Annotated in this window: 20 protein-coding genes; 3 read left to right on the top strand and 17 right to left on the bottom strand. The window is 70.9% G+C overall.

Annotated features, from left to right (window positions below):
* Positions 1 to 10: 10 nt before the first annotated feature.
* Complete coding sequence (locus ACFYPG_RS24500) at positions 11 to 343, bottom strand: hypothetical protein (protein ID WP_355005572.1); 333 nt, start codon at positions 341 to 343, stop codon at positions 11 to 13.
* A complete protein-coding gene (locus ACFYPG_RS24495; protein WP_355005573.1) occupies positions 340 to 762 on the bottom strand; it encodes a YbaB/EbfC family nucleoid-associated protein in 423 nt (140 codons plus the stop codon). Before ACFYPG_RS24495 ends, ACFYPG_RS24500 begins: the two co-directional genes overlap by 4 nt.
* 78 nt (positions 763 to 840) lie before the next feature.
* Here ACFYPG_RS24495 and ACFYPG_RS24490 point away from each other — a divergent pair, with 78 nt between their 5' ends.
* Positions 841 to 2,088 (top strand): SUKH-3 domain-containing protein, encoded by a 1,248-nt coding sequence (locus ACFYPG_RS24490; protein WP_355005574.1) that lies wholly within the window; start codon positions 841 to 843, stop codon positions 2,086 to 2,088.
* On the opposite strand, the gene ACFYPG_RS24485 is transcribed toward ACFYPG_RS24490, so the two are convergent.
* Complete coding sequence (locus tag ACFYPG_RS24485) at positions 2,085 to 3,524, bottom strand: aldehyde dehydrogenase family protein (RefSeq protein ID WP_387353999.1); 1,440 nt, start codon at positions 3,522 to 3,524, stop codon at positions 2,085 to 2,087. The two genes, ACFYPG_RS24490 and ACFYPG_RS24485, sit on opposite strands and share 4 nt — an antisense overlap.
* Before the next feature lie 142 nt (positions 3,525 to 3,666).
* On the opposite strand from ACFYPG_RS24485, the gene ACFYPG_RS24480 reads away from it, so the two are divergent.
* Positions 3,667 to 5,103 carry a gamma-aminobutyraldehyde dehydrogenase gene (locus tag ACFYPG_RS24480; RefSeq protein ID WP_355005576.1) on the top strand — a complete coding sequence of 479 codons (1,437 nt, stop codon included), beginning with the start codon at positions 3,667 to 3,669 and terminating at the stop codon, positions 5,101 to 5,103.
* A gap of 27 nt (positions 5,104 to 5,130) precedes the next feature.
* Positions 5,131 to 6,438, top strand: coding sequence for a 4-aminobutyrate--2-oxoglutarate transaminase (gene gabT, locus ACFYPG_RS24475; RefSeq protein WP_387353998.1), 1,308 nt, complete (start codon positions 5,131 to 5,133; stop codon positions 6,436 to 6,438).
* 69 nt (positions 6,439 to 6,507) lie between these two features.
* Here the strand turns inward: gabT and ACFYPG_RS24470 are convergent, their stop codons facing one another.
* The 14 genes from ACFYPG_RS24470 to ACFYPG_RS24405 form a co-directional block, all read right to left on the bottom strand.
* Positions 6,508 to 7,182: a hypothetical protein gene (locus ACFYPG_RS24470; RefSeq protein ID WP_357232569.1), complete on the bottom strand. Its 675-nt coding sequence runs from the start codon at positions 7,180 to 7,182 to the stop codon at positions 6,508 to 6,510.
* A 57-nt stretch (positions 7,183 to 7,239) separates the two neighbouring features.
* Positions 7,240 to 7,917 (bottom strand): M15 family metallopeptidase, encoded by a 678-nt coding sequence (locus ACFYPG_RS24465; RefSeq protein ID WP_387353997.1) that lies wholly within the window; start codon positions 7,915 to 7,917, stop codon positions 7,240 to 7,242.
* Positions 7,914 to 9,038: a D-alanine--D-alanine ligase family protein gene (locus ACFYPG_RS24460; RefSeq protein WP_387353996.1), complete on the bottom strand. Its 1,125-nt coding sequence runs from the start codon at positions 9,036 to 9,038 to the stop codon at positions 7,914 to 7,916. The genes ACFYPG_RS24465 and ACFYPG_RS24460 overlap by 4 nt, the downstream gene beginning before the upstream one ends.
* A complete protein-coding gene (locus ACFYPG_RS24455) occupies positions 9,035 to 10,069 on the bottom strand; it encodes a threonine/serine dehydratase (RefSeq protein ID WP_387353995.1) in 1,035 nt (344 codons plus the stop codon). The genes ACFYPG_RS24460 and ACFYPG_RS24455 overlap by 4 nt, the downstream gene beginning before the upstream one ends.
* Before the next feature lie 74 nt (positions 10,070 to 10,143).
* The gene (locus tag ACFYPG_RS24450; RefSeq protein ID WP_387353994.1) at positions 10,144 to 11,208 is read right to left on the bottom strand and encodes a sensor histidine kinase; all 1,065 of its coding nucleotides are present in this window, start codon (positions 11,206 to 11,208) and stop codon (positions 10,144 to 10,146) included.
* Positions 11,205 to 11,870 (bottom strand): response regulator transcription factor, encoded by a 666-nt coding sequence (locus tag ACFYPG_RS24445; protein WP_355005583.1) that lies wholly within the window; start codon positions 11,868 to 11,870, stop codon positions 11,205 to 11,207. Before ACFYPG_RS24445 ends, ACFYPG_RS24450 begins: the two co-directional genes overlap by 4 nt.
* A 429-nt stretch (positions 11,871 to 12,299) precedes the next feature.
* Positions 12,300 to 13,145 carry a DUF559 domain-containing protein gene (locus ACFYPG_RS24440; protein WP_387353993.1) on the bottom strand — a complete coding sequence of 282 codons (846 nt, stop codon included), beginning with the start codon at positions 13,143 to 13,145 and terminating at the stop codon, positions 12,300 to 12,302.
* A gap of 283 nt (positions 13,146 to 13,428) precedes the next feature.
* Positions 13,429 to 14,196: a G5 domain-containing protein gene (locus ACFYPG_RS24435; protein ID WP_387354235.1), complete on the bottom strand. Its 768-nt coding sequence runs from the start codon at positions 14,194 to 14,196 to the stop codon at positions 13,429 to 13,431.
* Positions 14,197 to 14,466: 270 nt separating this feature from the next.
* Entirely contained in the window at positions 14,467 to 15,648 is a 1,182-nt protein-coding gene (locus tag ACFYPG_RS24430) for a saccharopine dehydrogenase C-terminal domain-containing protein (RefSeq protein WP_387353992.1), read from the bottom strand.
* Positions 15,648 to 17,114, bottom strand: a complete 1,467-nt coding sequence (locus tag ACFYPG_RS24425) for an FAD-dependent oxidoreductase (protein WP_355005586.1) — start codon at positions 17,112 to 17,114, stop codon at positions 15,648 to 15,650. The genes ACFYPG_RS24430 and ACFYPG_RS24425 overlap by 1 nt, the downstream gene beginning before the upstream one ends.
* Before the next feature lie 40 nt (positions 17,115 to 17,154).
* Positions 17,155 to 17,991: an ABC transporter permease gene (locus ACFYPG_RS24420; protein ID WP_355005587.1), complete on the bottom strand. Its 837-nt coding sequence runs from the start codon at positions 17,989 to 17,991 to the stop codon at positions 17,155 to 17,157.
* Positions 17,988 to 18,896 (bottom strand): ABC transporter permease, encoded by a 909-nt coding sequence (locus ACFYPG_RS24415; RefSeq protein WP_387353991.1) that lies wholly within the window; start codon positions 18,894 to 18,896, stop codon positions 17,988 to 17,990. The genes ACFYPG_RS24420 and ACFYPG_RS24415 overlap by 4 nt, the downstream gene beginning before the upstream one ends.
* Positions 18,893 to 20,050 carry an ABC transporter ATP-binding protein gene (locus ACFYPG_RS24410; protein ID WP_387353990.1) on the bottom strand — a complete coding sequence of 386 codons (1,158 nt, stop codon included), beginning with the start codon at positions 20,048 to 20,050 and terminating at the stop codon, positions 18,893 to 18,895. The genes ACFYPG_RS24415 and ACFYPG_RS24410 overlap by 4 nt, the downstream gene beginning before the upstream one ends.
* The gene (locus tag ACFYPG_RS24405) at positions 20,050 to 21,234 is read right to left on the bottom strand and encodes a spermidine/putrescine ABC transporter substrate-binding protein (protein ID WP_355005590.1); all 1,185 of its coding nucleotides are present in this window, start codon (positions 21,232 to 21,234) and stop codon (positions 20,050 to 20,052) included. The genes ACFYPG_RS24410 and ACFYPG_RS24405 overlap by 1 nt, the downstream gene beginning before the upstream one ends.
* Between the last annotated feature and the right edge of the window lie 14 nt (positions 21,235 to 21,248).

Genomic DNA, 21,248 nt, shown 5'->3' with positions numbered 1-21,248 from the left:
TCGTCGGCCGTCAGCGCCGGTCGGCGGCCCGGCCGACCCGGGCGGCGTTGGCCCCGTCGGTCTGCACGCTCGCGTCGACCGCCTCGACCACGTCGCTGCCCAGCTCCGTGAGCCGGTGCCCGACGCCGGCCCAGGCCCGCAGCACGGTCTGCTCGAACCCGCGGTAGTTGCGCTCGAAGGCGGCGCCGATGTCGTCGCGACCCCAGGGCCGGGCACCGCTGGCGGCCTCGATCGCGCCTCCCTCCGCCGCACGTCGGGCCGTCACCGCCTCGCCGGCGAGCGCCAGGTCGGCACCGCCCCGGCGGGCCCGGGACGGATCAAGCCAGAGCTGCCCGTCGGTCATGGCTTCGCCTCACCTGTGCCGAGGACGGCGTCGGCCCGACCGAGCAGCGTGGCGTAGTCGCCGGTCCTGAGGAAGTCCGTCGCCCCGGAGCCGGCCGGCATGCTCTCGGCGACGAGGTCGCGGGTGGCGTCGGCGGCGGCGGTCGCGGCGGCCCGGATCGTCTCGGTGACCTTTCGGCCGAGCGCGTCGGCGTCGCGGGCCCGGTAGATGGCCGGCGTCAGCTCGACCTCGATCACCTGGCCCTGCGCACCAACTGTCACCGTCACCTGCCCGTCGGCCGAACGGCGGGTCACCCGCAGCGCGGCGAGTCGCGTCTGGAGGGTGTCCAAACTGGATCTGAGCTGCTGGTATTGCCCATAGACGTCGTCGAATCGGGCCCGTAGCTCGCGATTGACGCTCCGGTCCGCCTGTTCCCCCACCGCCGCCCTCCCGTCACCGTCGGTAGAGCGAAACAATACCGGCCGCCATCGATCCGTGTAGTCCGGTAGTTTCATAGCGTGATCGACCGTCAACAGGCCGAGCAGCTCGCGGCCACCTGGGCCCGCCGTGACTCGCAGCGTCTCGGCCACGAGTGCACCGCGATGGTCGACGAGTTCGACCTGGGGTGGGTCATCACGTCCGTCGTGCCCACCGAGGTGCCCACGGTGCCGGGTGACCTGCCGACGACAGTCATCGACAAGCAGACCGGCACTGTCACCACCTGGCCCCGGGTGCCGAGCGCTGTGGTGGCGGAGCTCTACCGGCGTAGCCGGCCCCCCGGGCCGACAGCCCTCCGCACTCTCGACCCGTCGAGCCTGCTGGTCCGGGAGATCCATCGGGGTGCCACCCCGAACACCGCCGCGCACCTGACCATCGACGGACGGATCTGGACGGCCCAGGGCACGAAGGCCGACGTGCCACTCAACCATCACCCCCTTGTCCGCGACTATCTCGACCAACTGCCGCCCGGTGAGTTGGTTCGCGGCGGGGCGGCGCACGCCGAGCTGATCGTGGTCTCCGACGTCCTGCACGAGTACGACCACCGCCGCGCCGCCGAGGGCATCGCGCCGATGGGGCGGGCCGAGGCGGCGGCGCTGCTGGAGGGGGCCCGCTTCGAGATCTTCCGGGTCCGTGAGCCGGGCGACCCCGCTGGCGGGCCCGCCGAACGGCCCTGCGACTCGTGCATCTCCTTCCTGGTCCGGGCGAACGTCCTCCCGGAGTCGACTCGCGCCTGGACCGAGACCTGGAACGCGCCGGAGGCACCCGACCCTGATCCTGGGCGGTTCCCGGCGGAGGTCGCGAACGCACTGGTCGCGGCCGGTTGGCAGCCACACATCGGGGATCAGATCATGGCCGCCGCCGCCGTACGGGACGTCACGTCGGTGCCGGGGCGCAACCATCGGCACGAGGTCTTTCCCGCCGCGGTGGAGGCGCTCACCGCGTTCCCCAGCCTGGTCGGTGCGCGACGCGGCCGGGGCGAGCAGGTGTGGATCTCCCGTTTCGACATCCGCCCGCACACCGTCGCGCACACCGCCGACACCCTCGCGGACTTCGGCGCGGTGCTCGGCGTACGCCTCTTTCCGATCGGCACCGAGCAGCAGGACAGCATCCTGGCGGTGGACGAGCGCGGCCGGGTCTTCGCGCTCGACCAGGCCGGCGAGTGGTTCCTCGGCGACACCATCGACGCCGCGCTGACCACCCTGCTGCTCGGCCGCGCACCCGCCCGGGTGCGCGACGACGGCACCTGGCCGGCCGACCCGAGTTAGAGCGCGAGGCCGGTCAGCACCATGACCCGCGCCTCGGTGTAGTCGTCCATCGCGCTGCGCAGCCCTTCCCGGCCGACGCCGCTGCCCTTCACTCCGCCGTAGGGCATCTGGTCGGCGCGGTACGACGGCACGTCACCGATGATCACCCCGCCCACCTCCAGCGCGCGGGCGGCGGCGAAGGCCACGTCCAGGCGCCGCGTGAAGACGCCGGCCTGCAAGCCGTACGCCGAGTCGTTGACCGCTGTGAACGCGGCCTGGTCGTCGGCGACCGGGGTGACCACCAGCACCGGCCCGAACACCTCCTCGGCCACGACCTTGGCGTTCGCCGGCACGCCGGTGAGCACGGTCGGGGGGTAGGTCGCCCCGTCGCGGAGGCCGCCCACCTCGACGGTGCCGCCGGCGGCGACCGCCTCGGCCACCCACGTCTCGACCCGGCGGGCCGCGTCCTCGGACACCATCGGCCCGACGTCGGTCAGCTCGGACGCGGGGTCACCGGTCCGCAACCCCCGCACCGCTGCCACCAGTCGGGGCAGGAAGTCGGCGTGCAGGGCGTGGTGCACGTACACCCGCTGGACGGCGATGCACGACTGGCCGGCCTGGTAGTTGGCGAACGTCGCGATGCGCCGCGCGGCGAAGTCCAGGTCCTCGTCGGCGGTCCAGTCCGCGCAGAGCACCGCGGCGGCGTTGCCGCCCAACTCCAGTGTCACGTGCTTCTGGGGCGCGGCGCGGCGGATGGCCGCGCCGACCGGCCCGGAGCCGGTGAACGACACCACGGGTAGCCGGGGTTCGGTGACCAGTTCGGCGGCGCGGTCGTTGGGCAGCGGCAGCACCGAGAACATCCCGGCCGGGAGGTCGGTCTCGGCCAGCAGCTCGCCGAGCAGCAGCGCGGTCAGGGGCGTCGCGGGCGCGGGTTTGACGATGATCGGCGCGCCGACGGCGATGGCCGGCGCCACCTTGTGGGCGACGAGGTTGAGCGGGAAGTTGAACGGCGTGATGCCCAGCACCGGCCCGCGCGGCACCCTGCGGACCAGGGCGATCCGCCCCTCGGCGGCCGGGTCGGTGTCGAGTCGTTGCAACTCGCCGGAGAAGCGGCGGGCCTCCTCGGCGGCCCACCGGAACGTCGACACCGCACGCCCGACCTCGGCGCGGGCCCACTTGAGCGGCTTGCCGTTCTCCGCGGTGATCAGGGCGGCGATCTCGCCCGCGCGCTCGGCGAGCCGCCGGGACACGTGGTCGAGGGCCGCCGCGCGGGCGTGCGCGGGCAGGGCCGCGGCCTGCGCGGCCACACCGGCCGCCGCGGCGACGGCGGCGTCGACCTGCTCGGGCGTGGCGACTGTGGTACGCCCCACCGGGCGGCCGTCGTACGGGTGGTGGACTGTGAACTCACCCTCGCCGGTGGCGGGGCGGGAGGCGACGAAGATGGGTACGGGCTCCACGCGGAGCAGAGTAGCCGAGCCATCGGCCGACGGAAACAGTCGCGATAACCCTTGTCTGCCGCGAATTCAGTAGCGAAGATGGCAGAGAGATTGCGATAACCGCCGCAGAACCGCGCCCCCGGCCCCCTCGGAGTGATCCCTCATGAGTGACCAGCAGCAGCTGCGCAACTTCGTCAACGGCTCCTACGTCGACCCGTCCGATGGCGGTTACGCCGACCTGGTCGACCCCTGCACGGGTGAGGTGTTCGCCCAGGCCCCGGTCTCCGGCGCCGCCGACGTGGACGCGGCGATGAACGCCGCCGCCACCGCCTTCGAGAGCTGGCGGGAGGTCACCCCGGCGGAGCGGCAGCGGGCACTGCTCAAGCTCGCCGACGCCGTGGAGGCGCGTGCCGCCGAGCTGGTCGACGCCGAGGTGCGCAACACCGGCAAGCCCCGCCAGCTCACCGCCGAGGAGGAGCTTCCCCCGGCGGTGGACCAGTTCCGGTTCTTCGCCGGTGCCGCCCGGATGTTGGAGGGGCGGTCCGCCGGGGAGTACCTGGCCGGGCACACCTCCTACGTGCGGCGTGAGCCGATCGGCGTCTGCGCGCAGGTCACCCCCTGGAACTACCCGCTGATGATGGCGGTCTGGAAGATCGCCCCCGCGCTCGCCGCCGGCAACACAGTGGTGCTCAAGCCGTCGGACACCACCCCGGTGTCGACGCTGCTGCTCGCCGAGATCGCCGCCGAGTTCTTCCCGCCGGGGGTGTTCAACGTGGTCTGCGGCGACCGGGACACCGGTCGTACCCTCGTGTCGCACCCGACCCCGCAGCTGGTGTCGATCACCGGCTCGACCCGCGCGGGCATGGAGGTGGCCGCCGCGGCGGCCCCCGACCTGAAGCGCACCCACCTGGAGTTGGGCGGCAAGGCCCCGGTGGTGATCTTCGACGACGCGGACGTGGCGGCGGCCGCCGAGGCGATCGCGATGGGCGGCTACTTCAACGCCGGGCAGGACTGCACGGCGGCCACCCGGGTGCTGGCCGGCCCCGGCGTCCACGACGACTTCGTGGCGGCGCTCGCCGAGCAGGCCCGCAACACGAAGACCGGCGCACCGGACGACGCCGACGTGCTCTACGGTCCCCTGAACAACGCCAACCAGCTCGCTCGGGTCAGCGGTTTCGTGGACCGCCTGCCGGACCACGCCGCGATCCAGACCGGCGGGTCCCGGCAGGGCGAACGCGGCTACTTCTACGCGCCGACAGTGGTCTCCGGGCTGCGTCAGGCCGACGAGATCATCCAGGACGAGGTGTTCGGGCCGGTCATCACCGTGCAGCGCTTCTCCGACGAGGACGAGGCGGTGCGCTGGGCCAACGGCGTCGACTACGGCCTGTCCGCGTCGGTCTGGACGCGCGACCACGGCCGGGCCATGCGGATGACCCGTCGACTCGACTTCGGCTGCGTCTGGGTCAACACGCACATCCCGTTCGTCTCCGAGATGCCGCACGGTGGCTTCAAGCACTCCGGGCACGGCAAGGACCTCTCGGTCTACAGCCTGGAGGACTACACCCGGATCAAGCACGTCATGCACAACATCGAGGGCTGACAGGTGAGCGCGAGGAGTGAGCCGGTCTTGCGAGCCCCCCAGCCGCGAACGAAAAGCGGTGCCGCGTCGACCTCCGAGGAGCTGCACAAACGGCGCGGCGACGCCGTGGCCCGAGGTGTCGGCAGTGTGATCCCGTCCTACGTGGACAGGGCGTCCGGCGGGACGATCACCGACGTGGACGGCCGGGAGTGGATCGACTTCGCCGCCGGCATCGCCGTGACCAGCGTGGGCAACTCGGCCCCGAGGGTGGTCGAGGCGGTCCGGGCGCAGGTGGAGCGGTTCACCCACACCTGCTTCATGGTCGCGCCGTACGAGTCGTACGTGGCGGTCTGCGAGCAGCTCAACGCGGTGACGCCCGGCGGGTTCGCGAAGCGCTCGGCGTTGTTCAACTCCGGCGCGGAGGCGGTGGAGAACGCCGTCAAGGTCGCCCGGCACGCCACCGGACGGCCGGCGGTCGTGGTGTTCGACCACGCGTACCACGGCCGGACCAACCTGACCATGGCGTTGACCGCGAAGAACATGCCGTACAAGCACCGGTTCGGGCCGTTCGCCGGGGAGATCTACCGGGTGCCGATGTCGTACCCGCTGCGTGATGGTGGGCTCTCCGGCGCGGAGGCGGCGGCCCGGTCGATCGAGATGATCGAGAAGCAGGTCGGCGCGGAGAACGTCGCCGCGCTGCTCATCGAGCCGATCCAGGGCGAGGGTGGCTTCGTCGTACCCGCGCCGGGTTTCCTGCCCGCGCTGCGCGCGTGGGCGACGGCGGCCGGGGTGGTCTTCGTCGCCGACGAGATCCAGACTGGTTTCTGCCGTACCGGTGACTGGTTCGCCTGTCAGCACGAGGGCGTCGAACCCGACCTGGTGACACTGGCCAAGGGCATCGCCGGTGGTCTGCCGCTGGCCGCGGTGACCGGTCGGGCTGAGCTGATGGACGCGGTGCACGTCGGTGGGCTCGGCGGCACGTACGGCGGCAACCCGATCGCCTGCGCCGCCGCGCTGGCCACCATCGAGACCATGCACGAGCTGGACCTGGCCGGTGCGGCCCGACGGATCGAGTCGGTGCTGGTCCCCCGGCTCCGGGCCATCGCCGAGCGGGATCCCCGGGTCGCCGAGGTACGCGGGCGGGGCGCGATGCTCGCCGTGGAGCTGGTGCTGCCGGGCACCCTCACCCCCGACCCGGCCGCCACGGCGGCGATCTCGGCGGCCTGTCACGCCGCCGGCCTGCTCACCCTGACCTGCGGCACGTACGGCAACGTGCTGCGCTTCCTGCCCCCGCTGGTGATCTCCGACGGGCACCTCACCCGAGGCGCGGACCTCCTCGACGCCGCCTTCGGGTGAGCGACGGAGGGGCCCGGTGCACGGGCCCCTCCGGCGACGGGCCCGGTGTGCCGGGCCCGTCCGGCGATGTCAGCGAAGCACCTCGACGGTGTTGCGGCGCACCAGGTTCTTGCCCGGCTCGCGGATCTGCTCCATGGCGGCGGAGTTGAGCAGCACGCAACTGCCCGACGGGCCGGTGACCGTCACAGTGGTCGCCCGGTTGTTGTCCAGGTTGGTCACCCGCAGCCGGGTGCCCACCGGGAACTGCCCACTGGTCGCCGCCGGACCGGCCGCCTCCTCGAAGAAGGTGATCGCCCCGGAGCACACCGACTGAGGCGCCGGGCCGGGCACGCCGGGAGACGCGACGCCGGGACGGACCGTGCCGGGGGCCGGAGCGCCGGCGGGCGGGGCCGCGCCGTCGACGCGTTCCACCACGTTGCGGCGGATCACGTTCTTGCCCGGCTCACGGACCAGCTCCATGGCAGCGGAGTTGAGCAGCACGCAACTGCCCGACGGGCCGGTCACCGTCACAGTGGCCGCCCGGTTGTTGTCCAGGTTGGTCACCCGCAGCCGGGTGCCCACCGGGAACCGGTCGCTGGTCGCCGCCGGCGCCCCGCCCTCCGCGGAGAAGGTGACCGATCCGGAGCAGACCGACGACCGTGCCGGGGCCGTGTCGGCGAACCCGAAGCTGGTCCCCACCGACACGCCCACCGCGGCGAGCACCGCCACACTCGCTGCCAGCACGTGCCTGCGCTGCACCCTCATCGCCGTCACTCCCGTCCTCGGTGGTGTTCTTCACCCACCGGTACGGACCGGAGCGTCCTACCGTTCAGCCGGCACGGGTATCGATCGTGCGGCGGCCAGGTCCACCGGCCCGTACCGGGTGCTCGGGGCCCTGGTGATCAGCGCCCAGTAACGGTCGCCGTACGACCAGTGCCACCACTCGGTCGGGTAGTTGACCATCCCCGCGCCGCCGAGGGCGTCCACCATGATCTGCCGGTGCCGGCGGGCGGCGCCCCCGATCGTCGGCGCGTACGTGAAGCAGGCGTCGGCGCTGTCCTCGGGTGTGGCGTCGATGGCCGTGCCCAGGTCCAGCTCCACACCGTCGTCGGTGCAGAGCGTCAGGTCCACCGCTCCACCCGTGCTGTGCGGGGCCACCTCGACCGGTGACACGAACTTCGTGGTCTCCCGGTGCAGCCGCTGCGGCGACCAGTCCGGGTGCCGCCGACGCAGCTCGTCGCGGTAGCCGGTGAAGATGGCCAGCTGCGCCTGGTACGGCCGGTAGCCCTCGACCACCAGCAGCCGCAGCCCACCGGGCAGGGCACGCTGCGCGGCAAGCAGGCGGTCCACGACACCCGCGCGCAACCGGGCGTACGCCCCGGCCGGGTCGGCCGCCCGGCCGTCGAGCCGCAACTCCGACACCTCACGCAGGTCGACGAACTCCTCGCCGTCGTCGGCGCTGGGCACCGCCGCCACCCGGGGGTCGGAGAGCAGGATCATCGGACGCTCCCCGCCGTGCCCGCAGACCGTTCCGCATGCCGGACCCGGGCCAACTCGACGAGTCGGTCCACCACCTCCCGGTAGCCGACCCCGACGGCGGCCCACACCTTCGGGTACATCGAGTGCGCGGTGAAGCCGGGCATGGTGTTCAGCTCGTTGACGTAGAGCTCACCGGCGTCGTAGAAGAAATCGACCCGGGCCAGACCCCAACCGCCGATCGCTGCGAACGCGCGCAGCGACAACTCGCGGACCCGCGCGGTCACCTCGTCCGGCAGCACGGCGGGAACGATCATCGGGTCGGCGTCGCCGAAGTACTTCTGCTGGTAGTCGAACCAGCCACCGCTGACCTGCACCTCGCCCACCGCCGACGCCTCGGGACGCCAGCCACCGAGCACCGCGCACTCCAACTCCCGGCCGACGACCCCCTGCTCCACAATGACGAGTTGGTCGTGGCGAAGCGCCTCCTCCACGGCGGCGGCCAGGTCGTCACCCTCGTCGACGCGGGAGATGCCGATCGACGAGCCCATACTGGCCGGCTTGACGAACAGTGGCCGGCTCAGCCCGGTCACCAACTTCTCCGGGTCGTCGACCTCCCGGTAGGTGTGCGCGTCGAACGACACGTACGGGGTGACGGGGATGCCCTCGGCGCGCAGCGCCCGCTTCATCGCCACCTTGTTCATGCCGACGGCCGAGGCGAGGATGCCGCACCCGACGTACGGCACGTTCAGTGACTCCAGCAGCCCCTGCACCACGCCGTCCTCTCCGTACGGACCGTGCAGCACGGGGAAGACCACGTCCAGCTCGGCGTGCACCGCGCCGGGGGCGTTACCGGCGGACACCTGCACGACACCCGCACGCGGACCGGCCCGCAACTCGACGGCCGGCCCGGTCACCACCAACTGGTCGTCGATGGCCCGCTCGCCGGCCGGTCGGTCGCGCAACTCGGCCAGCAGCGCGTCGGGCATCAGCCGGAAGCCGCCGCTGCGGGTGACACCGATGGCCACAGTGCGGTAGCCGCCACCGGCGAGCGCCCGGGCCACCCCGAGCGCGGAGGCACAGGAAACCTCGTGCTCCGCCGACGGCCCACCGAACAGGATTCCGATCCGAACCGGCGCGCTCACGCCGCCACCCCTTCCTCAGCCAGGTCGGCCGATCGCGAGGCCATCAAGCGGGCCACCAGCGCCGCCTCCACGTTCCCGCCGGTCAGCACCACGCCAACCGTCCGCCGCCGGTCGCTGTCCGACACCCTTCGGCCTTCGCCGGCCGATGGAAGCCGGAGGGCGCCGGCCAGGCCCGCCGCCCCGGAGGGCTCGGCGAGCACCTTGAGCTCCGTCAGGATCAGCCGGAACGCCGCCGCGATCTGGTCGTCGTCGACCCGGACGACCCCCCGCAGCGTGTCCCGCACGATGGCGAACGGCAGCTCCCCCACGCAGGACGGCCGCAGCCCGTCCGCGATGGTGGGCGCCGGCGCAACCGGCACGCGTACACCTGCCGCCAGGCTGCGGGCGAGCGAGTCGCAACCCACCGGCTCCACGCCGTACACCTCGATGCCGGAGCCGGCGGCGGCCAGGCACGCGCCGGCCACCCCGCCACCACCACCCACCGGTACGACCAACGCGTCCAACGGCGTCCCCACGCGCTCGGCGTCCTCGATCAGCTCCAGGCTCGCGGTGCCCTGCCCGGCGATCACGTCCGGGTGGTCGTACGCGTCGACGACGGGGTGACCGCTCTCGTCGCTGAGCCCGTTGGCCACCGCCACCCGCTCCTCGACGCTGGTGCCCGCGAACACCACCCGCGCCCCCGCCGCGCGCGCCCGGTCGACCTTCGTCGACGCGGCGTCGACCGGCAGCACCACTGTCGCCGCGAGCCCGTGCTGCCGGGCCGCCAACGCCACCGCCACCGCGTGGTTGCCGGTGCTCTGCGCGATCACCCCGGTGTGGCCGGCCACCGCGAGGCGGCCGACCGCACGCAGCGCACCCCGCATCTTGTACGAGCCGCCGTGCTGGAGGTTCTCCGCCTTGAGCAGCACCCGTGCCCCGGCAAGCTCGTCGATCAGCGGGGAGCGCAGCACTGGGGTGCGGACCACGTGGCCGGCCAACCAGCGGCTGGCCTCCTCGACATCGGCCCGGACCTGACCAACTGTGCCTGTCATCGTCTCTCCTTTTTCGGGCACGCCACAGGCAGGGTCCAGCGGTACGTGGACCCCGGTGACTGTGGGTGGAAGTGTCAGTTCACTGTGGGTAGCTGGACGTCGACCCGCAGGCCGCCGTACTCGGCGGACCGGGCCGCGATGATGCCGTCGTGGGCCTGGGTGATCGAACGGGCGATGGCCAGGCCCAGCCCGGCCCCACCGCCCTGCGAGGTCCGGTCCCGGGCGAGTCGGCGGAACGGCTCGAACAGACCGGCGACCGCCTCGGCCGGCACGGGCTGGCCGGTGTTGACCACTGACAGTGCGGGCACGCCGCCCACCACGACGGTCAGCGAACCGCCCGGCCGGTTGTACTTGATCCCGTTCTCCACCAGGTTGGTGACCAGTCGTTCCAGCAGCACCCGCTCGCCGACGACCATCCGGGGTTCGAGATGGGTCTCCACGGTGACGCCGGCCTCCCGGGCCCGGTCCAGGTAACCGGCGAGCACCGCCTCGACGATCGCGTCCAACCGCTGCGGTATCCGCGAACGGAGACCCTGGTCGCTCTCGCTGAGCGCGAGCAGACCCTCGATCAGTCGTTCGTTGCGCTCGTTGGTCTCCAGCAGCTGACTGGTCAGCAACTCCAACTGCTCGCCGGTGAGCGCCCTGGCCATACCGACCTCGATGAGCGTCCGCTGCACGGCGAGGGGCGTACGCAGCTCGTGCGAGGCGTTCGCGGCGAACCGCCGCTGCCCCTCGTAGCCGGCGGAGACGCGTTCCATCATCTCGTCGATCGCCCTCGACAGCCGGGCCAACTCGTCGCCACCCCGGGGCCGGATCCGGTGACCGAGGTTCTGCGGGCCGAGCTGCCCGATCGGCCCGGCCAGGTCAGCGACCGGGCGCAGGCACCACGCCGCGGCGAACCAGAGCCCCACCAGGACGGCAAGGGTCACGAGCAGGACAGCCAGCAGGGGCAGCATGAAAGCCCCCGGCCGTACGTTGCGGCACACCGCCGACATCCCCGGCACGGGCAGGTCACAGAACTGCTGTCCCCAGTTCCAGGTCACCCCCGACAGCCACTTGCCCATCGCCGGCAGTACCGGGCCGGCCAGCAGCGCCAACAGCCCCACCAGCAGCACCCGACGTCGGGGCGTCCAGCTCACGCGGTGCCGCCGATGCGGTAGCCGGCCTTCGGGACGGTGTGGATGATCGCGGGATCGCCGAGCTTCTTGCGCAGGGTCATCACGGTGACCCGTACGGCGTTGGTGAACGGGTCGGCGAACTCGTCCCAGGCCTGCTCCAGCAACTCCTCGGCGCTGACCACCTGGCCGTCCGCGCGCAGCAGCACGTGCAGCACCGCGAACTCCTTGGGGCTCAACGCGAGAGGACGGCCGTCCCGGGTGGCCAGGTGCCGACCCACGTCCAGGGCCAGGCCGTCCTGGGCGAGCACAGGTGGCAGCGCCGGCGTCGACCGTCGCCCGAGGGCCTGCACCCGGGCCACCAACTCGGCGAAGGCGAACGGCTTGGTCAGGTAGTCGTCCGCGCCGAGGCCGAGGCCCTCCACCCGGTCCCGGATGCCGGCCGCCGCGGTGAGCAGCAGCACCCGGGTGCCGACCTGTGAGTCGGCGATGCTGCGGCACACCTCGTCGCCGGTGTGGCCGGGCATGTCCCGGTCCAGCACCGCGACGTCGTACCGGTTCACCCCGACCCGCTCCAGCGCACCGTCACCGTCGTAGCAGACGTCGACGGCCATCGAGAGGCGGCGCAGCCCTTCGGCCACCATGTCCGCCAACAACCGCTCGTCGTCCGCCACCAGCACCCGCACGTTTTCCCGCTCCCCCAGTTCGGCTTGCCCGGCATACCGTCGCAGGCCCGGGTTAAGGGTTCTGTAAGCACCCGCCGCAGCCATCCTCCACGCGGCTGTCCAGCGGGCAAACCATCGCAACCCAGCCCCCCACCCTCTTCGTCCCCGTCTCACACGCCCCGCGCCAAACGTCCCAACACCACGAAGAGCCAAAGCAATCAACAGTGACCCGCGTCACGAGGCCCCCGAAAGTCACCCACCCCCGCCCCGCCCCGCCCCGGCCCGGCCCGGCCCGGCCCGGCCCCGCCGAGCCCCGCCGAGCCCCGCCCCGCCCCGCCCCGCCGATCTTGCACTTTGTGTTGCCGAAATATGAGTAAGGCGTTTTTTGTCGGGGCAGAAAGTGCAAGATCGGCGAGGACGCGAGGGCGAGGGCGAGGGCACGGGGGGTGGTTAGGAGAGGGCTGCGCGGATGGTGGCTTTGATGTGTTCTGGGCGGCGGTAGAGGTCGCGGTCGGTGAAGTAGCGCATCCGCCAACCCGCTGCGGCCAGCCAGTTGATCCGCTCACGGTCGTGCCTGAGTCGATCGCGGCTCAGGTGCGACAGCCCGTCGTACTCGATGCCGATTCGGCGTTCGCGGTAACCCAGATCGAGCCGGTACAGAGGGATGCCATGGCGGTCGGTAACCCATAGTTGCGGCTCCGGCGGCGGCAGGCCTCCGTCGATCAGGATCAGTCTCAACTGGCTTTCTTGTCGGCACTCCGCCCTGCCGTCTGCTAGCGGTATTAGTTGGCGGGCCTGGCGGACACCCCGCAATGAGTTGTGGGCCGCAACCTCGACCAGCAGGTCATCCTGGGTGACCAAGCCCGACCGCAGCGCGGCGTCGAGCACTGGGAGTGCGTCGACCCGACGAGCGGCGCGAGCGAGGTCGACTGCACAGCGCGCCGGCGGCACGCAGGGTAGGCCTGCGACAAAGATCGGCCAAGCAGGTAGAACCGTCCGGTGAACGACCACCCCGGGCAGACGGGGCTTTGGCACCTCGGCGGGCAACTGGATGTGGATCAGATCGTCGCGCAGGACCCCGAAGCCGTATCGGCGGGCGGCACTCTGCCGCGCCAACATCGCTCCGTCGGGCAGCCGGAGCATCAGGGCACGCAGTTCGTCGTCGTCGTCGCAGGGCTTGTCGGCGTAGACCCCTCTGCGCACACGCAGGATTTCCTCGCGGTCGAGCCGAGTACGTATCCGTCCAACGGTGAGCTGCCGCATCAGCGCGTCCGTACGCCACAACTGAGTTGCCATGGAGGGAGGCTGACCGACCCGAATCTCCGCGAGTGCCCCGTAAGAACGACCTGTGGAAAACCAACTCCCCTGTGGACAACTCCCATAAGACCCTCAGCCGTGCTAGCACCAACCCCCAAGATCCCACCCCAAAGCCCTCACCCTCACGATCTTGCACTTTCTGTCGAAGATATGTCCGATAGGGGGCATAAGTAACCGCAGAAAGTGCAAGATCGCGGGGGTGAGAGGGGTGAAAGGGGTGAAAGGGGTGAAAGGGGTGTGACGCAGGTCGGGGGGTTCAGGACTAGTCGCAGGCTATGCCGTCGCCGTCTCGGTCCAGGTCGTAGATGTCGTCGCCGATGACCCTGATCGGCCCGCTGACGTAGGCGGGGCCGTTGCCACTGCCACCCGCGCAGTCGACGTCGCTGGCGATCGGGACGCAGCCGCTGTAGTTCGGGTCGCACTTCGACGACTGCGGCTTCTTGGTGCCGACGGCCACGACCTGGGTCACCGGCTGCTTCGTCACTGCGGATTTGACCAGCTTCTTGGCCGTCCGCACGCCGTCGGTGGTGGTCACCTCGTAGGTCATGGTCCGGACGCCGTTCACGCCCTTGGTCCGGACGACCCGCTTGCCCTCGGCCAGTGACGAGTCCTTGACGGTCCGCTCGCCGTACCGGATGGTGGCCTTCTCCGTCACGGTCGTCACCTGCACCACCGGCACGGCCGCCGCCGACGAGGGCGCCGTCGCAGGCACCGACGAGGGCACTGTGGAGGGCGCGGCGATCGGCGACTCCTCCTGGGCCGGGGCCTCCTCGGTCGGCTCGCCGGGCGCGGCCAGGATCGGCTGTTGTGGTTGCTCGGCGGCGGTGCCGGTCCTGGTCGGCTCCGGCTCGCCGGTCAACGCGCCGACGATGGCGGTGCCGGTGCAGCAGAGCAGCAGGATCGACAGCGTGACCGAGCCGAGGATCACGGCGACCCGGCTGGCGGGAGTGGCCCGGCGGAACCAGTTCGGTCGGGGCGTCTGGCCGAACGACGGCGGGTACGGCGGCCCCGGGTGCTGTGGTGGTTGCATCGTCACGGCGATGAGTGTCGTCGCAAACACAGCGTGCAATATCCTCCGTCGCGTTCGTCACCTGCGCCTTTCGCTTCGCGGGAAAGATCGGTGGGCGCGTTGGCGGGCGACGAGTCGGCAGGTGCGGCAACCCTCCAGGCTGGCGGGGCAGGGCCGATCGTGCGGGTATCAGCACCAACAAAAGCCGCAGATCACCACGCACCGCATCGGCAGCGGCCGGAGATCGAACGGCGGTGACGGAACTGTCGCTATGCCGTCAGCGGGGTGGGCTCACCGTTCCTCCATCGCCCATGGTGAGCCGTAACCGTTCAGCAGGTCGAGGAAGGGCATCGGGGGCAACGCCTCCGGTCCGAGCACGCCCACGCCGGCCCACGCGCCGCTGGCGAGCAACTCCAAGGCGACGACCGGGTTGACGGCGGTCTGCCAGACCACCGCCTGGTGCCCGTACTCCCGCATCGACCATTCGTTGTCGACCACGTGGTACAGGTAGACCTCGCGGGGTTGCCCGTCCGGGCCGAGGCCGCGTACCCAGGTGCCGGCACAGGTCTTGCCGCGCATCCGGGCGCCGAGCGTGGCCGGGTCGGGCAGGCTCGCGGCGACCACGTCGCGCGGGGAGACCTCGACGCCGCGTACCAGCACCGGGGAGACGGCGTCCAGTCCGAGCTTGTGCAGCGTCTTGAGCACCTCGATGAACTCGTCGCCCAGGCCGTACTTGAAGGTGACCCGCCGGGCCTTGACCCAGCGCGGGATGAGCAGCACCTCCTCGTGCTCGACGTTGACGCACTCGACCGGCCCGATCCCCTCGGGGAAGTGGAAGACCTCCGGCTCGGAGAACGGTTCGGTGGTGAACCAGCCCCGGTCCTTCTCCCAGATGACCGGCGGGTTGAGGCACTCCTCGATGGTCGTCCAGATGGAGAACGAGGGCGCGAAGTCGTACCCGTCGACTGTCAGGTTCGCCCCGTCCCGGACACCGATCTCGTCGATCTCGCTGAACAGTTCGTCGGCGGCGTAACGGGCGAAGACGTCGGAGAGGCCGGGCTCGACCCCGATGCCGCACAGCGCCAGCCGACCGGCCGCCGACCAGGTGTCGGCCAGCGCGAACTGTTCGTCGCCGAGCTTCACGCCGGTCTCGACGTGTGACAGCGACATCGCCATGTCCAGGTAGTCCGCGCCGGCCGCGAACGCGCCGTCGAAGATCGGCATGACGAACCGCGGGTCGACGGCGTTCAGCACGTGCGTGATCCGGTGCTCCCGGCACAGTGCGGTGACCGCGTCGGCCGAGGAGGCGTCCACCCGGGCGGCGACGAAACGGTCACCGTGCCCGGCGACCGCCCGTTGGGCCCGAACGGGGTCGTGGTCGGCCACCACGATGGTCTCGAAGAAGGTCCGTCGGGCGGCGATGGCTACGGCGGCGGAGCCGACGCCACCGGCGCCGACGAGGAGGACACGCATCAGGAATCAAACCCCAAACCGAAACGATCGAGAGTACGGAGCCAGAGGTCGCGCCGACCCTCGCGCGCGTCGGCGCGGGCCAGTGACCAGCGGGTGAGATTGATGCCGACCGCGCGGACGGGTTCCGGTGGGAACGGCAGTGGCTTGCGGCGAACCAGGTCGAGCCGGGTCAGCGGGGTGTTCCCGCCGTCGAGCAGGTCGAGCAGCACCCGGGCTCCGAAGCGGGTGGCTCCGACGCCGAGGCCGGTGTAGCCGGCCGCGTACGCCAGCCGACCGCCGTAGGCGGTGCCGAAGAAAGGGCAGAACCGGGTGCAGGTGTCGATGACTCCGCCCCAGCGGTGGCTGAACCGCACGTCGGCGAGCTGCGGGAACGTGGTGAAGAAGTGGCGGGCGAGGGTGGTGAAGGTGGCCTGTCGTTGTTCCAACTCGGGCGCTACCCGGTTGCCGTAGTGGTAGACGGCGTCGTAGCCGCCGAAGAGGATCCGTCCGTCGGTGGTGATCCGGTAGTAGTGGAACTGGTTGGCGGTGTCGGCGAGCCCCTGCCGGTTGCGCCACCCGATGGCGTCGCGCTGGGCGGGGGTGAGCGGCTCGGTCATCAGCACGTGGTCGTAGACCGGCACCAGGTACGCCCGCAGCCGGCGTAGCAGCGGCGGAAATGCGTTGGTGGCCAGCACGACCCGACGCGCCCGGATCGAGCCGGGCAGGCCGGCGGCACTGGTGTCGGCCCGGCCACTGTCGGCCGGGTGGGCGGTGGGACCGGTGCCCAGGGTGCTGGCATGCAGGGCCGCACCGGCGGCGCGCAGTCCGGTGACCCGGGTGTGCTCGTGCACGCGTACGCCGAGGTCGAGGCAGGCGCGGCGCAGCCCCCAGGCCAGCTTCGCCGGGTCCACCATGGCCACCCGGTCGGCGTCGAACATCCCACCCAGGTACGTCGGTGAGTGCACTTCGGCGCGCACCTCGTCCCGGTCGAGCAACCGCACCCGGTGGCCGTACCGGCGGGCCAGGTCCGCGTCGGCGGCCAGCCCGTCGAGTTGGTACGGCTCGACGGCGACGGCCAGCTCACCGGTGCGCTCGAAGTCGCAGTCGATGTCGAACTTTTCGACGGTGGCGGCGATGGCGTCCAGGTTGTCCCGGCCGAGGCGTTCCAACTCGCCGACCTCGTCGGGGAACCGGTCGACACCGTTGGCGAGGCCGTGGGTCAGCGAGGCGGCGCAGAAACCACCGTTGCGCCCGGAGGCCGCCCAACCGCAGGTCCCGGCGTCGACGAGCAGCACGTCCCGGTCCGGGTCCGCCTGTTTCGCCAACAGCGCGGCCCACAGTCCGCTGTAACCGCCGCCGATCACCAGCAGGTCGGCGGAGTGCCGACCGCTCAGCGGCGGTAGCGGGTCGGGGCGGTCCGGGCGGTCGAGCCAGTACGGCACGGGTGCCGCGTCGGCCAACGCCCGGCCGGTATGCGGGAGCGTCATGACGGCCCGCCGGTCGGGTGGTCCGGAGCATCGGGGCGGGTCATGACGACCGACGCGGGTGACCCGACGGCGCGGACAGCAGCGCGGCGCGGCGGGCCCGCCGACCCCGCAGCGAGCTGAGCCCCACGAGCAGCAACGCGACCGCGAACATCGCCGTGCCGATCACGTTGACCTGCGGTGGGATGCCACGCTGGGCAGCACCCCACACGTACATCGGGAACGTGACGGTGGTGCCGGCGTTGAAGTTCGTGATGATGAAGTCGTCGAAGCTGAGCGAGAAGGCCAGCAACGCGGCGGCCACGATGCCGGGCAGCACCAGCGGCAGGGTGATCCGCCGGAAGGTCTGCCACTCGTTGGCGTAGAGGTCCATGGCGGCCTCCTCCAGCCGCCGGTCCATCCCGGCGAGCCGCGCCTTCACGGTGACCACCACGAACGACACGCAGAACATCACATGCGCGATCACGATGGTCCAGAAACCCTGCGGTACGCCCGCCGACACGAACAGGGCCAGCAACGACGTGCCCATCACCAGTTCCGGGGTGGCCATCGGCAGGAAGATCAGCACGTTGATCCCGGATCGGCCACGGAAGCGGTGCCGGACCAGCGCGAACGCCATCAGGGTGCCGAGCACTGTGGCGACCACCGTGGCGATGAAGCCGATCTGCACGCTGCGGACCACCGCGTCGCACATGTCCGAGGTGGCGCACGGCTGCCGCCAGTTGTCCAGTGTGAACTCGTTGAAGTCGTACGACAGTCGGCTCGACGGCCGGTTGAACGACAGCCCCGCCACCACCAGGATCGGCAGCGCCAGGTAGCCGAGCACCAGCAACGCCACGATCATCACCCAGCGGTCCGCCAACCAACGGGAAACCCTCACAGGACCTCCTCCGTGCCGGCTCGACGGAGGTAGCCGAAGACCACCGCGAGGATCGCCGCCATCAGCAGGAACGACAGCGCGGCGCCCTGCGGGTAGTCCAGTCGGACCAGGAACGCCGAGTCGATGACGTTGCCGATCATGTATTCGTTCGGGGTGCCGAGCAGCTCCGCGTTGATGTAGTCGCCGCTGGCCGGGATGAAGAACAGCAGCGTGCCGGCGACCAGACCGGGCATGGACAGCGGCAGCGTCACCCGACGGAACGCCTGCACCGGGCTCGCGTACAGGTCGGTGGCCGCCTCCAGCAACCGCGGGTCAAGCCGCTCCAGGCTCGCGTACAGCGGCAGCACCAGGAACGGCAGGAAGTTGTACGTCAGGCCGAGCACCACAGCGAACGGGGTGGCCAGCAGTCGACCGTCCGGGGCGAGCAGGTGCACGTCGCGCAGCAGACCGACGAGCGCGCCGTTGTCCGACAGGATCGTCTTCCAGGCCAGCGTGCGGACCAGGAAGCTGGTGAACATCGGCGCGACGACGCACACCAGCAGCAGGTTCTTCCAGCGGCCGGCCTTCTGCGCGATGGCGTATGCCAGTGGGTAGCCCAGCAGCAACGCCAGCACCAGGGCCAGCCCGGCGTAGCCGAACGAGCGCAGGAACTGCGGCCAGTACGCGTGGAGCACGTCCGGGTAGTTGCCGACCGCCCAGGTCATCGCGTACCCGGTGGAGAGCGAGCCGCTGGGGTCGTACAGGCTGGCCGCCGCCAACTGCACGAGCGGCACACCGAAGAAGATGAGCAGCCAGGCCGCACCCGGCAACAACAGGAGGTACGGCAGGAGTCGGCGTCGCCCGGACCGGGCTGCCGGTGGCGCGGCGGGCGGGCGCCCCGACCCGGTGGGGGCCAGCAGGGTCACGACGACACACCCACCGGCTCGTCCAGCACCGGTGCCGTCCGGTCGGTGTCGGCGGCATCCCGGGGCAGCAGGAACGCGTGCCGCGGATCCCAGTACGCCACGGCCTCGCTGCCGACCGCCACTGTCGTCGACGTCCCGCTGTTGGCGGCGAAGACCGACAGCTCGGTGCCCCAGCCGGTGCGCAGCAGGTACTGCGTGCTGACTCCCACGTAGGAGGCGTCGGTGACCACTCCGGTGACGTGCTGATGCCCGGCGGGCACCTGGTCGGCGGAGCCGACCAGAATCAGCTTCTCCGGGCGTACCCCCAGGTGGACCGGACCGCTCTCGGCCCGTGCGCGGCCGGCGGGCACGGAGAAGCGCGTGCCGTGCGCCGTCACCGCGACGTCGCCGCCGCCGACGCCGGTGGCTTCGCCGGCGAGCAGATTGGACTGGCCGAGGAAGTTCGCCACGAAGGCGGTGGCGGGAAACTCGTAGATGTCGGCCGGGGCGCCCAGCTGCTCGATCCGGCCGGCGTTCATCACCGCGACGGTGTCGGCCATGGTCATGGCCTCCTCCTGGTCGTGGGTGACGTGCACGAAGGTGATGCCGACCTCGGTCTGGATGCGCTTCAGCTCGATCTGCATCTGTCGGCGTAGCTTGAGGTCGAGTGCGCCCAGCGGCTCGTCGAGCAGCAGCACCTGCGGCCGGTTGATCAGCGCGCGGGCAAGCGCGACCCGCTGCTGCTGCCCGCCGGAGAGCTGGGCGGGTCGGCGACTGCCATAGCCGTCGAGCTGCACCAGCGACAGCATCCGGGAGACCTCGTCGTCGACCGAGCGGATGCCGCGTCGGCGCAGCCCGAAGGCCACGTTCTCGAAGATGGTGAGGTGCGGGAAGAGCGCGTAGCTCTGGAAGACGGTGTTCACCGGCCGCTTGTACGGCCGCAGCCGGGCGATGTCGGTGTCACCGAGCAGCACCTGGCCGCTGGTCGGCTCCTCCAAGCCGGCGATCATCCGCAACGTGGTGGTCTTGCCGCAGCCGGACGCGCCGAGCAGCGCGAAGAACGAGCCCTGCTGGATGGTCAGGCTCAGGTCGTCCACAGCGGTGAAGACGCCGAACCGTTTGGTGAGGTCGGCCAGGCGCAGGTCGCCGGCGGGTGTCTCGCGCGCCATCCTCATCACGCCCCGATGACCTGTTGGAACTTGCCCTCGTACTCCTTCTCCTGCTTCTCGTCCAGGGCCATGAACACCTTGGACTTCGACAGCAGCGCTTCGTCCGGGAAGATCAGCGGGTTGGCGGCCAGCTCGGGATCGATCTTCTCCATCTCGGCCTGAGCGCCCTTGACCGGGCAGATGTAGTTGACGTACGCGGCCAGCTTCGCCGCGACCGCCGGCTCGTAGTAGTAGTTGATCAGCGCTTCGGCGTTGCCCTTGTGGGTGGCCTTGTTGGGGACCATCATGTTGTCGCTGTAGAGCATCACGCCCGAGTCCGGCGCGACGAACCGCACCTTCTCGTCTTCACCGGACAGTTGGATGACGTCGCCGGACCAGCCGATGCACGCGGCGATGTCGCCCTTGGCCAGGTCGGGTGCGTAGTCGTTGCCGGTGAACTTGCGGATCTGCCCGGAGTCGACTGCCTTCTTGAGCTTGTTGAGGGCGTCGTCGAACTGGGCGGCGGTGAAGTTGGCCGGGTCGTGCCCGTTCGACCCGAGCAGCAGGCCCATGGTGTCGCGCATCTCGCTGAGCGCTGTCACCTTGCCCTTGAGGTCGGGGCGGGTGAGCAGTTCGTCGACGGTCCGCAGTTCCTTCGTGACGTTGCCGTTGTACGCCAGGCCCGCCAGGCCGGACTGCCACGGAATGGAGATCCGGTTCTCGGTGTCGAAGGGGCGGTTGAGCAGCGACGGAAGCAGGTTGGCCTGCACGTTCGGGATTTTCGCCGGGTCCAGCTTCTGGATCCAGCCGAGCCGGATCATCCGGGCCGCCATCCAGTCGGTCAGCACGATGATGTCGCGGTCGGTGCTCTGACAGGCGGCAAGCTGGTTCTGCACCTTGCCGAAGAACTCGTTGTTGTCGTTGATGTCCTCGGTGTAGGTCACCTGGATGCCGGTCTTCGTGATGAACTCGTCGAGGCTCGGCCGCTTGGACTCGTCAGCGTCGTCAACGTCCATGTACTGCGGCCAGTTGGCGAAGGCGAGCTTCTTCTCGGTGCCGGAGAGGTCCTCGCTGACACAACCAGCTTCGGTCTGCTGCGCGCCCTTGGTGCCGCAGCCCGCGAGGCTGCCGCCCATGGTGAGCAGGGCGGCCGAACCGAGAGTGCCGGTGAGCAGTCCACGCCGGGAGAGGGGCCGGAGGGGAGTACGCATGACGACTCCTAGGG

Origin of the sequence: Micromonospora sp. NPDC005553 (assembly GCF_042871765.1) — a bacterium.
In the GTDB taxonomy this organism is placed as follows: domain Bacteria; phylum Actinomycetota; class Actinomycetes; order Mycobacteriales; family Micromonosporaceae; genus Micromonospora.
Note: the sequence above shows the minus strand (reverse complement) of the source record. Positions and strands in the feature narration are given on the sequence as shown.